The organism is Variovorax sp. ISS6 (assembly GCF_056523145.1).
This window is the reverse complement of record NZ_JAWRZC010000001.1, coordinates 4,016,036-4,028,278: the sequence shown is the minus strand read 5'-3', so window position 1 is coordinate 4,028,278 and position 12,243 is coordinate 4,016,036. Positions and strand designations below refer to the sequence as shown.

Annotated in this window: 11 protein-coding genes; 2 read left to right on the top strand and 9 right to left on the bottom strand. The window is 71.0% G+C overall.

Annotated elements, in window-relative coordinates; translation table 11 throughout:
* Positions 1–27: 27 nt before the first annotated feature.
* The 3 genes from AC1HIL_RS18725 to AC1HIL_RS18715 are packed head-to-tail and all read right to left on the bottom strand — an operon-like array spanning position 28 to position 3,223.
* The gene (locus AC1HIL_RS18725; protein ID WP_479672401.1) at positions 28–759 is read right to left on the bottom strand and encodes an HAD family hydrolase; all 732 of its coding nucleotides are present in this window, start codon (positions 757–759) and stop codon (positions 28–30) included.
* Positions 756–2,246 carry a sugar ABC transporter ATP-binding protein gene (locus tag AC1HIL_RS18720; RefSeq protein WP_413764550.1) on the bottom strand — a complete coding sequence of 497 codons (1,491 nt, stop codon included), beginning with the start codon at positions 2,244–2,246 and terminating at the stop codon, positions 756–758. The genes AC1HIL_RS18725 and AC1HIL_RS18720 overlap by 4 nt, the downstream gene beginning before the upstream one ends.
* 35 nt (positions 2,247–2,281) lie before the next feature.
* A complete protein-coding gene (locus AC1HIL_RS18715; protein WP_479672400.1) occupies positions 2,282–3,223 on the bottom strand; it encodes an ABC transporter substrate-binding protein in 942 nt (313 codons plus the stop codon).
* 236 nt (positions 3,224–3,459) lie between these two features.
* Between AC1HIL_RS18715 and AC1HIL_RS18710 the strand changes: the two genes are divergently transcribed.
* Positions 3,460–4,356 (top strand): ribokinase, encoded by an 897-nt coding sequence (locus AC1HIL_RS18710; RefSeq protein WP_479672399.1) that lies wholly within the window; start codon positions 3,460–3,462, stop codon positions 4,354–4,356.
* Between the two features lie 7 nt (positions 4,357–4,363).
* Here AC1HIL_RS18710 and AC1HIL_RS18705 read toward each other — a convergent pair whose 3' ends face one another.
* From AC1HIL_RS18705 to AC1HIL_RS18685, 5 genes are read right to left on the bottom strand one after another with little or no spacing between them, the layout of a single operon-like run.
* Entirely contained in the window at positions 4,364–5,659 is a 1,296-nt protein-coding gene (locus AC1HIL_RS18705) for an acetyl-CoA hydrolase/transferase family protein (protein ID WP_395347633.1), read from the bottom strand.
* A 48-nt stretch (positions 5,660–5,707) separates the two neighbouring features.
* The gene (locus AC1HIL_RS18700; RefSeq protein WP_479672398.1) at positions 5,708–6,733 is read right to left on the bottom strand and encodes a class I fructose-bisphosphate aldolase; all 1,026 of its coding nucleotides are present in this window, start codon (positions 6,731–6,733) and stop codon (positions 5,708–5,710) included.
* Positions 6,734–6,779: 46 nt separating this feature from the next.
* Positions 6,780–7,952 (bottom strand): NAD(P)/FAD-dependent oxidoreductase, encoded by a 1,173-nt coding sequence (locus tag AC1HIL_RS18695; RefSeq protein ID WP_479672397.1) that lies wholly within the window; start codon positions 7,950–7,952, stop codon positions 6,780–6,782.
* Positions 7,953–7,980: 28 nt separating this feature from the next.
* Positions 7,981–8,880, bottom strand: coding sequence for a delta(1)-pyrroline-2-carboxylate reductase family protein (locus tag AC1HIL_RS18690; RefSeq protein WP_479672396.1), 900 nt, complete (start codon positions 8,878–8,880; stop codon positions 7,981–7,983).
* Positions 8,881–8,890: 10 nt separating this feature from the next.
* Positions 8,891–10,054 (bottom strand): branched-chain amino acid ABC transporter substrate-binding protein, encoded by a 1,164-nt coding sequence (locus AC1HIL_RS18685; RefSeq protein ID WP_261205946.1) that lies wholly within the window; start codon positions 10,052–10,054, stop codon positions 8,891–8,893.
* 206 nt (positions 10,055–10,260) lie between these two features.
* On the opposite strand from AC1HIL_RS18685, the gene AC1HIL_RS18680 reads away from it, so the two are divergent.
* A complete protein-coding gene (locus AC1HIL_RS18680) occupies positions 10,261–11,160 on the top strand; it encodes a LysR substrate-binding domain-containing protein (protein WP_057596715.1) in 900 nt (299 codons plus the stop codon).
* 6 nt (positions 11,161–11,166) lie between these two features.
* Here AC1HIL_RS18680 and AC1HIL_RS18675 read toward each other — a convergent pair whose 3' ends face one another.
* A complete protein-coding gene (locus tag AC1HIL_RS18675; RefSeq protein ID WP_057596714.1) occupies positions 11,167–12,195 on the bottom strand; it encodes an aldo/keto reductase in 1,029 nt (342 codons plus the stop codon).
* Positions 12,196–12,243: the final 48 nt, after the last annotated feature.

Here is a 12,243-nt window from a genome sequence, read left to right as displayed (position 1 = left end):
CGGTGGTGTGGAGGTGTGCGGCGCGGATCAGCGCGGCGCGCGCGTGGCGTTGGCATGGGCCTGCTGCAGCAGCCCGGGCGTCAGCGCTTCCATGGTGTCGATGCGCAGGTCGGCCAGCGCGAGCGCCTCGGCCGACAGCGGGTAGTCGGGCCCGGGCGCGGCGATCGCGGCCATGCCGGCGGCCTTGAGCGAGCGCAGGCCGTTGGCGCTGTCCTCGATGCCGACCGCGGCCTGCGGCGCGATGCCCAGGCGCGACAGCGCGAGCAGGTAGATGTCGGGCGCGGGCTTGCCGTGCTCGACGTCGTCGCCGCAGACCACGGCCTGCATCAGCGGTGCCAGGCCGCTGGCCTGCAGCACGTGGTGCGCGAGCTCGGCCGGCGAGCCCGTGGCCAGCGCCACCGCGTGCGAGCGCGCGGCCATGCGCACCGCCTCCACGGCACCGGCGCGCAGCGGCAGGTGGCGCCGGTACTGCGCCAGCATGCGGCCCACGATCTCGCGCGCGATCGCGGCCCCGTCCATGCCGTTGCGCTCGTGCAGCCGCAGGCGCTCGACCATGATGCGCGACCAGGCCGCGGTGTTGGTGCCCATGGTCGACTCCTGGTCCTCGGTGGTCCAGCGCGCGCCGATGCTCTGCGCGAAGTCCTCGCGCACGCGCTGCCAGACGATCTCGGTGTCGATCAGCACCCCGTCCATGTCGAAGACCACGGCCTGGAGCGGCGAAGAAGAGGAGGAAGGGTGGATTGCGGTCGAGGCGTTCATGCGATGTGCCGCTCCGGCTCGGGAGCGTTGACTGCGAGTTGGATGATGTTTTCCTGGGTGATGCGATCGCCCGCGAGTTCGCCCGCGATGGCGCCTTCGCGCATCACGAGCACGCGGTCGCACACGCCGACGATCTCGGGCAGCTCGCTCGAGATCACGACCACGGCCACGCCGGCCTCGGACAGCTCGCCGATGATCCGGTAGATCTCGCTCTTGGCGCCGACGTCGACGCCGCGCGTGGGCTCGTCGAGGATCAGCACGCGCGGCTGGATCTCGAGCCAGCGCGCCAGCAGCAGCTTCTGCTGGTTGCCGCCCGACAGCGCGCCCACGATGCCCTGCGGCCCCGCGATCTTCACGTTGAGCCGCGCGATGGCCCGGCGCGTCAGGCGGTCGAGCGCGCCGTGGTTCAGCACGCCCGCGACCGCATGCCGCGGCAGCACGTTGATCGCCACGTTGGTCAGCGCGCTGAGCTGCAGGAACAGGCCCTGCCCCTTGCGGTCCTCGGGCACGTAGCCCAGGCCGAGGCGGATGGCGTCGAGCGGACGGCGCACGTCGACCGGCTGGCCGTCGACCAGGATCGTGCCGCCGGTGCGCGCGTCGGCGCCCACCACCAGCCGCGCCAGCTCGGAGCGCCCGGCCCCGACCAGCCCGGCCAGGCCCAGCACCTCGCCCGCGTGCACGCGCAGGCTGCTCGGCCGGTTGCGCGGCCCGCTGAGGTCGCGCAGCTCCAGCATCACGCGCCCGGGCGGGCGCCGGCCGCGGTGCTGGTAGAAGTCGGTCAGCGTGCGCCCGACCATCATCTGCACGATGCGCTGCTCGTCGATCTGGTCGCGCGCCAGGTCGGCCACGTGGCAGCCGTCTCGCAGCACCGTCACGCGGTCGGCCAGCGCCGTGACCTCGGCCATCCGGTGGCTGATGTAGATGATCGCGATGCCGTCGTCGCGCAGCCGCCGCATGACGCGGAACAGGTGCGCCGTCTCGCGGTCCGACAGCGCGGCGGTCGGCTCGTCCATGATCAGGATGCGGCCCTTGTGCACCAGCGCCCGCGCGATCTCGACCTGCTGCTGCTCGGCGATCGACAGCCGGCCGGCCGGCCAGTCGGCGCCGAACTGCGCGCCCAGCAGCTGCAGCACGCGCTCGGTCTCGCGCAGCATGCGCGCGCGGTCGACCAGCCAGAGCGCCGCGCGCGGCTCGTTGCCCATGAACACGTTCTCGGCCACCGTGAGGTGCCGCGCGATGGCGAGCTCCTGGTAGATCAGGTTGATGCCCGCGCGCTGGCCATGGGCCGGACTGCGGATGGCCACCGGCTGGCCGGCCACGCGGATCTGCCCGGCATCGGGCTGGTAGACGCCCGAGAGGATCTTCATCAGCGTGCTCTTGCCCGCGCCGTTCTCGCCCATCAGCGCGTGGATCTCGCCGGGGCGCACCTGCAGCCGCATGTCGTGCAGCGCCCGGGTCGCGCCGAAGCGCTTGTGGATCCCGGACATCTCCAGCACGAACCCGTCCATGGCGGCCTGCGTGCTCAACGCACCCAGCCCTTGTAGCCGGCGATGTTGTCGCGCGTGGTGAGCGGCGTCGCCATCAGGTTCAGGGTCTTGGCGGGCTTGCGGCCGTTGAGCAGGCCGTAGGCCACGCGCACGCTCTCCGCGGCCATCTCGTTCGGGTCCTGCGCCGGCGTGACGACGAACAGCGAGTCCTTGGCCTTGAGCGCCGCCTCGCCGTCGGGCGAGCCGTCGACGCCGCCCGTGACCTTGATGTCGGTGCGGCGCGCCTGGCGGATCGCGAGCTCGGCGCCGATCGCCGTCGGGTCGTTGATGCCGAACACCGCATCGATCTTCGGCTGCGCCGTCAGGATGTTGGCCATGGCGGCCAGCCCGCCGTCGCGGCTGCCCTTGGCGTCCTGGTTGTCCGACACCAGCTTGATGCCGGGGTACTTGGCCAGCGTCTCCTTGCAGCCCTTCACGCGGTCCATGATCGACGACACCGGCGGGCCGTTCACGATCACGAAGTTGCCCTTGCCGCCGATGCGTTCGGCCAGGAACTTGCAAGACTCGGCGCCCGCCATCGTGTTGTCGGACATCACGGTGGCGTCCGCGCCCTCGGCCGTCACGTCCACCGCCACCACGATCACGCCCGCCGCGCGGGCCTTGCGCACGGCCGGCGCGATCCCCTTGGAGTCGGCCGCGCCCAGCACGATCACGTCGACCTTGTTGGCGATGAAGTTGTCGATCTGGTCGACCTGCGTGTTGAGGTCGTACTTGCTCGAGACCGTGGTCACCTTCACCGCCGGATTGATCTTCCTGGCCTCGGCTTCGGCGCTGCGGCCGATCGCGACGAAGAACGGATTGGCCATGTCGCCCAGCGTGATGCCGATGGACCTGAGCGGCTTGTCCTGCGCGAATGCATGGCCCGCGCACAGCGCGAGGACGGCGGCTGCGACGCAGCGGGTGATCGACTTCTTCATGGACCTGTCTCCTTTCGAATGCTCTGGAAGGTGCGCGCCGGAAGCCGGCAGGCGTTCGGTTGTTCGATAGAACGAACGAATTCTATTGTTCATTCGAACATTTCAAATCGAACAATATCGAAATTATTCTCAGGGAAATCCCTCGATATATGTCCGTTTATGTGCGTATTTGATGCTGCATACTTGCCGCGCCTTCGCGACCCCGCGGGGCGCAGCCAAAGGGGAAAAGACAAGCCATGACTCGCTTGCTGGTGGTGGGCGGCATCAACATGGACTACGTGTTCGAAGCACCCTGCCTGCCGCGCACCGGCGAGACGCTGGGCGGGCAGAGCTTTCGCCGCGCGTCCGGCGGCAAGGGCGCCGACCAGGCCGTGGCGGCCACGCGCCTGGGCGCCGAGGCCTGGCTGGTCGGCTGCACCGGCGACGACGCGGAAGGCCGCGAGCTGCTGGGCCGCCTGCGCGCCGAGGGCGTGCGCACCGACCACGTGGCCACCACGGCCGACGCCCCCACCGGCGCCGCGGCGGTGTTCGCCTGCCAGGGCGAGAGCGCCATCGCCGTGGTGCCGGGCGCCAACCACCGGCTCAGCGCCGCGCACGTGCGCACGGCCGAACCGCTGTTCGCGCGCAGCGACCTGGTGCTGGCCGAGCTGGGCATTCCGCTGGCGGCCGCGCTCGAGGCGGCCGAGCTCGCCCACCGCCACGGCAAGCCCTTCCTGCTGACGCCCTCCCCCGCGGGCGCGATCCCGCCCGAACTGGCGCGGCGGGTGCATCTGTTCCTCGCCAACGAGCACGAGCTGATGGCGGGCTTCGGCGACGGCGAGTCCGACTGGCGCGCGCTGCTGGCGAGATGGCCGGGCCGCATCGTCGTGACGCGCGGCGGCGAAGGCGCGGCGCACGTCGATGCCCAGGGCACGCTGCACGAGCAGCCGGCCTTCCGCGTGCCGGTGATCGACACCACCGGTGCCGGCGATGCCTTCGCCGCGGCGCTGGCGGTGCACTGGGCGCTCGGCATCCCGCGCGCGATGCGGCTGGCCTGCGCGGTGGCGGCGCTGGCGGTGCGCGGCTTCGGCTCGCAGAGCACGCTGCCCACGCAGCGCGAGCTGCAGGACTTTCTGGAGCGCGCGGACTCCTAGAACGAACTCACAGCAGCCTCAGCCGCTGTGCCTGCTCTTCCAGCTCCGCGCGGAAGTCCGGATGCGCGATCGCGATCAGCTCGCGCGCACGTTGCTTGGCCGACTTGCCGCGCAGTTGCGCCACGCCATGCTCGGTCACCACGTAGTCGATGTCGTTCTTGCTCGTGCTCACGTGCGTGCCGGGAGACAGCGAGGGCACGATGCGCGAGATGGTGTCGCCCTTGGCGGTCGAGGGCAGCACGATGAAGGCCTTGCCGCCGCGCGAACGGTTGGCCGCGCGCACGAAGTCCGACTGCCCGCCCGTGCCCGAGTACGGCGCATGGCCCAGGCTCTCGGAGCCGCACTGGCCCAGCAGGTCGATCTGCATGGTGGCGTTGATCGCGACCAGGTTGTCGTTGAGGCCCGCGAGCGCCGGGTCGTTGGTGAAGTTCACCGGATGCATCTCGAGCGCCGGGTTGCGGTCCATGAAGCGGTAGAGCTTGCTCGAACCGAGCGCGAAGGTCGCGATCGACTTGCCCGGCAGGTGGTTCTTGCGCCGGTTGGTCACGGCGCCGCTCTCCACCAGCGTGAGGATGCCGTCGCCGATCATCTCGGTGTGGATGCCGAGGTCGCGCTTGGCCGTGAGCTGCATCACCACCGCGTCGGGAATGCCGCCGTAGCCGATCTGCAAGGTCGAGCCGTCGTCGATGCGCTCGGCCACGTACTTGCCGATCGCCTGCTGCACCGGACCGATCTTGGGCAGGCCCACCTCGAGCACCGGCGCCTCGCTCTCGACCAGCGCCGCCACCTGCGACACGTGCACATGGCAGGCGCCATGCGCGAAAGGCACGTTCGGGTTGACCTCGAGCACCACCGCGCGCGCCTTGGCCACGGCGGCCATCGTGTAGTCCGCCCCCAGGCTCAGCGCGAAGTAGCCGTGCGCGTCCATCGGCGAGGCCATGCTGAAGACCACGTCGGCCGGAATCTGGCCGCGCTCGATCTGCGCCGGGATCTCCGAGAAGTAGTTGGGCAGGAAATCGATCCAGCCCTCCTGCCCGCCCGCGCGCGTGGCACCGCCGAAGAACAGCGCGACATGGCGCACGTGCGCCACCGTCTCGGGATCGATGTAGGCGTACTTGCGCATCGCGAGGATCTGCGCGACCTTGACGTCGCGGAAATCGCGCCGCTGCTCGGACAGCGCCTCGAGCAGCGCGGGCGGCTCGCCCACGCCGGTGGGCACGATGATCATGTCGCCGTTGCGCACCTGGCGCACGGCATCGGCGGCGCTGGCGCGCTTGCGGCGGTACTGGTCCTGGAAGTCCATGAAGCGTCTCGTCTCTTTTTCTGAAGGGATGGGAAATGAGGGGGCGGCCTACAGCGGCGCGTCGTTGCGCGCATCGTAGGTGCCGCGCCGCGCGGCCCGGTTGCAGCGCGCGCGGAACACCAAGGCCTTCTGCGCCTCGGACACGCGGGCCGGGTCGCCCTTCCAGAGCTCGAGCGCGGGCTGCTGCACCGCGCGCGAGAACGAGAAGCTCAGCGCCCACGGCAGCCGCGCGCCGAAGCGGGCATTCATCGCATTGAGCCGCGCCGACGCGAGCTGCGCCGACTGCCCGCCCGAGAGGAAGGCCACGCCCGGCACCGCCGCGGGCACGCTGCGCAGCAGGCAATGCACCGTGGCGTCGGCCACCGCGGCCACGTCGTCCTGCACGGCGGCGTTCTGCGCCGGCAGCACCATGTTCGGCTTGAGCAGCATGCCCTCGAGCAGCACGCCCTGCGCGCGCAGCTCGGCGAAGGTGCGGTGCAGCACCTCTTGCGTGACCTCGGCGCAGCGCGCGAGCGAATGGTCGCCGTCCATCAGCACCTCGGGCTCGACGATGGGTACCAGCCCGGCTTCCTGGCACAGCGCCGCATAGCGCGCGAGCGCATGGGCATTGACGTGGGTGCAGGCGCTACTGGGCAGGCCCGCGCCGATCGCGATGACGCCGCGCCACTTGGCGAAGCGCGCGCCCAGGCCCGCGTACTCGGCCAGCCGTTCGCGCAGGCCGTCGAGGCCCTCGGTCACGGTCTCGCCCGGATGGCCCGCGAGCGGCTTGGCGCCGGTATCGACCTTGATGCCCGGCACGATGCCCGCAGCGGCCAGGGCCTGCGCGAAGGGCACGCCGGCGTGGGTGGTCTGGCGCAGCGTCTCGTCGAACAGGATCGCGCCGCCGATGCTGTCGGACAGCCCCGGCGCCGTGACGATCAGCTCGCGCCAGTCGCGCCGCGCCGCCTCGGTCTGCGGGATGCCGAGCGCGGCGAAGCGCTTGTTGCAGGTGGCGTTGCTCTCGTCCATCGCGAGCAGGCCCTTGTCGGCGGCCAGCAGCGCTGCGGCCGTGTCGGTCAATGTCTTGGCGGTCATGTCGGGACACCTTTCGGGGGCCATCCTACGCCCGCGAGGTTTGCCCCTAGATGACGTTGCGCTCCAAGAGCGGCATGTTGCGCAGGATGCGCTCGAAGCCCACGGCCGACAGGTCGAGGCTGCGGTAGCCGCCGAAGCGGATCAGCTCGGCCACGCCGCGCCCCGCCGCCGGGCATTGCTGCAGGCCATGGCCCGAGAAGCCGTTGGCGAAGTAGAGGTTGTCGCAGTCGGGGTGCAGGCCGAGGATGGCGTTGTGGTCGAACAGGTTCATCTCGTAGTAGCCGGCCCAGGCACCGGTCATGCGGATGGCCTCGAAGGCCGGCACGCGTTCGGCCAGCGCGGGCCAGATGAAACCGTCGAAAGCCTCGTACTCGACCTCGAGCGGCGCGTCGTCGGGGTCCTGGTCCTCGGGCGGCGCGAAGCCGCAGATGAACTGGCGGCCCTCGGGGCGCAGCCAGATGCCCGAGGTGTCGATCAGCAGCGGGCAGCCGGGCAGCGACTCTGGACACGAGAAGCTGAACACGCTGCGCCGGCGGCCGCGCACCGGCAGCTCGATGCCGGCCCAGCGCGCCACCGTCGCGGCCCAGGCGCCCGCGGCATTCACGACCACGTCGGCCGGCAGGGCCTGGCCGTCGGCGAGCACGACGCCACGCACGAGGCGCCCTTCGCATTGCAGCCCGGTGGCCTGCGCCTGCACGTAGCGCACGCCCTGCGACACGGCCTTCCTGCGGAAGGCTTGCAGCAGGCTGTAGCCGTCGTACCAGCCCTCGCCCGACAGGCCCAGCGATCCCAGCGCGACGCCTTCCACGCCGAGCCACGGAAAGCGCGCTTTCAGTTCCGCGGGCGCGAGCAGCGCCACGTCGACCGCATGGGCCTTCTGCAACGCATGGTTCTCGCGCAGCACGCGCTCGCCCACCGCCGAGGCCAGGTACAGGTAGCCGGGCTCGACCAGGCCGATGTCGGGCACCTCGTCGCCCACGCGCAGCGTCTGGCCCAGGCCGCGGAAGAAGTCGATGCCGTAGCGTGACATCTCGATGTTGATGGCGGTCGAGAACTGCTGGCGGATCGAGCTGGCCGACAGCGCCGACGAAGCCTGGCTGTACGAGAAGTCGCGCTCGACCACCGTGACCTCGAAGGGCTCCTGCGCCGGATCGCGGGTCAGGAAATAGGCGATGGCCGAGCCGATGGCCCCGCCGCCGATGATCACCACACGCCGCATGGAATGCCTTTCGCTCCGCTCGTCATCGTCACCTTCCTTCGTCATGCGCCAGCCGCGCCGCCGCCAGATCCCACAGCGCATGGCCCACGGTCTTGACCAGCACCGGCGCGCCGGCCGCGGCGGGCACCGCATGCGCGAAGTCCTGCACGGCGCGCCAATCGACGTCGGCGCGGATCAGGTCGCCGGCCTCGCGGCGCGCGCCCTCCAGCGTATCCACAAACACGCTGCCGCGGCGCACCAGCGCGGTGGGCACCTCTGCCATGTCGGCGCGGTAGGCGCCGATCGCGATCACGCAGGCATCGGGGCGCAGGTCCGGCGGCACCACGGGGTCGAGCGCATTGGTCGCGGCGACGACGAGGTCGGCCTCGCGCGCGACGGCGTCCGGATCGGCGATCGCCTGCGCCTCGACGCCCAGCGAACGCATGTGCCGCGCGAGGTCCTCGGCATGGGCCGCGGTGCGCGCATGGATCGCGAGCCGGCGCACACCCCACAGTTCGGCCAGCGCCTCGGCATGCGCGCGCGCCTGCACGCCCGCGCCGATCAACAGCACGTGTTCCGCCCCCGTGCGCCCCGCGCGCATCGCGCCGGCCAGCGACAGGGCCGCCGTGCGCCGCGCGGTCAGCACATTGCCGTCGAGCGCGAGCAGCCGCGTGCCGGTGGCCGCATCGAGCAGCACCACCTCGCCCTGCACCACCGGCAGGCCGCGCGCCGCATTGCCCGCATGCACGGTCACCGTCTTGAGCGCGGCGAACTCGGCGTCGGCCGCGGGCATCAGCAGCATCGTGCCGCCGGCCGCAAGCGGCACCGCGGTGCGCGGCGCGGCCCGTGCCTCACCGCGGCGTTCGCGCTCGAACATCCGCAGCATGGCCTCGACCAGCGGTCCCCAGGGCAAGGCCGCGGCCGTCTCGGCCGCATCGAGCGTGCGCACCGGGGCCGCCTCAGGAACCGGCGACGCGCACGCGCTTGCCGTCCTTGTAGGTGAAGACGGTGAAGTCGGGCTTCTGCAGGTTGCCCTTGGCATCGAAGGCGATGGCGCCGGTCACGCCGTCGAACTTCACCTTGCGCATCGCCGGCAGGTAGGCCGCGGGCTCGACCGAGTTGGCCTCGCGCATGCCGGCGGCCAGCGCCATCATCGCGTCGTAGAGATAGGGCGCGTAGGTCAGCACGTCGACGCCGAAGCGCGCCTTGTAGCGCTGCTCGAACTCGGCGCCCCTGGTGGTCTTCTCGACCTCCTTGCCGCCGCGCGTGCAGTAGAGCAGCCCGTCGACCGCGCCGCCGCTGATCCTGGCGACCTCGTTGGTGCACAGGCCGTCGGTGCCAAGCAGCTTGGCCGTGATGCCGAGCTGCTTCATCTGGCGCGCGATCAGCCCGCCCTGCGCGTCCATGCCGCCGTAGAACACGACCTCGGGCTGCTTCGCCTTGATGCTGGTGAGGATCGCCATGAAGTCGGTCGCCTTGTCGCTGCCGTACTCCTGCGCGACGATGGTGCCGCCCAGCGCCTTGACGCCGCGCGCGAACACCTCGGCCGCGCCCTGCCCGTAGGCGGTGCGGTCGTCGATCACGGCGATCTTCGTGGCCTTGAGCTCCTTCACCGTGTAGTTCGCGATCGCCATGCCCACGTCGTCGTCGCTCGCAAGGATGCGGAACACGTTGTCGTAGCCCTGCTTCGTGAAGCTCGGGTTGGTGGCGGTCGACACGTCGGGCAGGCCGGCGCGGCTGTAGACGGCCGAGGCGGGAATGGCGGCGCCCGAATTGAAGTGGCCGAGGATGCCCTTCACGCCCATGTCGGCCAGCTTGTTGGCGACCACCATCGCCTGCTTGGGATCGGCCTGGTCGTCCTCGGACTGCAGCACGAACTTGATCTTCCTGCCGCCGATCAGCAGGTTCTGCCTGTTGAGGTCTTCCACCGCGAGCCGCGCGCCGTTGTCGTTGTCCTTGCCCCAGTGGGCGGCGCCGCCCGTGAGCGGGCCGGCATGGCCGATCAGCACCGTCTGCTCGGACTGGGCCCAGGCCGGCAGCGCCAGGGCGCCGGCCAGGACGCCGGTCAGCAGGCAGGCCGAGGCGGCTGCATGGCGCCGTGGCGATACGCGCGAAGCGGTCATCGAAAGTCTCCTTGTGTTTGTGCGTGCGGGCCGCGCTGGAGGCCCGAACGCAGAATAGAGTCGCGCTGGCGGGCGCAACAAACGCTCAATGCGCACGACGTTGTGCGATCCCGGAAGGAAGACCGCCGGATCGGCGACGCGATGAATGCTTTGGTTGACGGAAAGCGGGCCGCGCCAGAATCGGCCCACCAGGACAAGCAGGCGAGATGAGAAAAGACATACCCAACCTCGGCGCGCTGCAGGCCTTCGAGGCCTCGGCGCGGCTGGGCAGCTTCACGCGCGCCGCGAGCGAACTGGCGCTCACGCAGAGCGCGGTCGGCCGCCAGGTGGCGATGCTCGAGCAGCGGCTCGGCGTGGCGCTGTTCTCGCGCGTGCGGCGCCGGCTCACGCTGACCGACGTGGGCCGCGAGTACGCGGCGCGCATCCGCCGCCACCTCGACCAGATCCGGCGCGACACGCTGGAGATCGCCGCCGGCCACGACATGGGCTTCGTGCTCGAGGTGGCGGTGGTGCCCACCTTCGCGACCCAGTGGCTGATTCCGCGCCTGCCCGATTTCAGCCGGCTGCATCCCAACATCACGGTCAACCTGTCGGCGCGCTCGCAGCCCTTCTCGTTCCAGGAGAACGCCTACGACGCCGCGATCTACTTCGGCGACCAGTTCTGGCCCGACACGCGCGGCGGGCGCATCTTCTCCGAGGGCGAGATGGTGCCGGTGTGCAGCCCGGCCTTCCGCGATGCCAACGGCCCCTGGGACGAGGCCGCGTTCGCGCGCTGCCGCCACGTGCACCTGAGCACGCGCGCCCATGCATGGCGCGACTGGTATGCGCAGCAGGGCTGGGACTACACGGTGCATGCCTCGCGCGGGCCGCGCTACGAGCTCTTCACCATGGTGACGGCCGCCACCGCGGCCGGCATGGGCGTGGGCCTGGCGCCGCGCCTCTTGATCCAGCACGAGCTGCGCACCGGCGAGCTCGTGATCCCGATCGACCGCAGCCTCGACGTGAGCCAGGGCTACTACTTCGCCTATCCCGAGGGCCGGCCGGCCTCGGGGGCGCTCGAGCACTTCAAGCGCTGGGTGCTGAGCCTGACGCCCGAGAAGGGCTGAGCCCGATCAGACCGGCGCCGGATTGCGCTCCGCGAAGCCGCGCTGGTGCCAGTACGGATAGGCCAGCGTCGTCGTGCTCGCCGCGTCGAGCTCGGCCACCTGCTCCTTCGTGAGGTTCCAGCCCACCGCGCCGAGGTTCTGGCGCAGCTGCTGCTCGTCGCGCGCGCCGATCACCACGCTCGACACCGTCGGGCGCTGCAGCAGCCAGTTCAGCGCCACCTGCGGCACCGTCTTGCCGGTCTCGCCGGCGATCTTCTCGAGCGCATCGACGACGCGGTAGAGCAGCTCGTCGGGCACCGGCGGGCCCATGTCGGCCGTGACGTGCAGGCGACTGTTGGCCGGCAGCGGCTGGCCGCGGCGGATCTTGCCGGTGAGCCGGCCCCAGCCCAGCGGGCTCCACACCACCGCGCCCACGCCCTGGTCCTGCGCCAGCGGCATCAGCTCCCATTCGTAGTCGCGGCCCACCAGCGAGTAGTAGGCCTGGTGCGCCACGTAGCGCGGATAGCCGTAGCGCTCGGCCACGCCCAGCGACTTCATCAGGTGCCAGCCCGAGAAGTTGGAGGCGCCCACGTAGCGCAGCTTGCCGGCGCGCACCAGGTCGTCGAGCGTCGAGAGCGTCTCTTCCACCGGCGTGGCGGCATCGAAGCCGTGCAGCTGGAACAGGTCGATGTAGTCGGTGCCCAGGCGCTTCAGGGCCGCGTCGACCGCGGCGACCAGGTGGTAGCGCGAGGAGCCGACCTCGTTGGCGCCCTCGCCGCTGCGGAAGGTGGCCTTGGTCGAGATCAGCAGCTTGTCGCGCGGCCGGCCCTTGATCGCCTCGCCGAGCACCGACTCGGCCGCGCCGCCCGAGTAGATGTCGGCGCTGTCGAACATGTTGACCCCCGCGTCGAGGCAGATGTCGATCAGCTTGCGGGCCTCGGCCACGTCGGTGCTGCCCCAGGCCTGGAAGAACTCGCCCTTGCCCCCGAAGGTGCCGGTGCCGAAGCTCAGGACGGGGACCTTGAGGCCCGATCGGCCCAGATGACGGTATTCCAAGATGCTGCTCCTTCGGCCCGCGGGCCAGGGTGGTGCGGGCCGACTGGC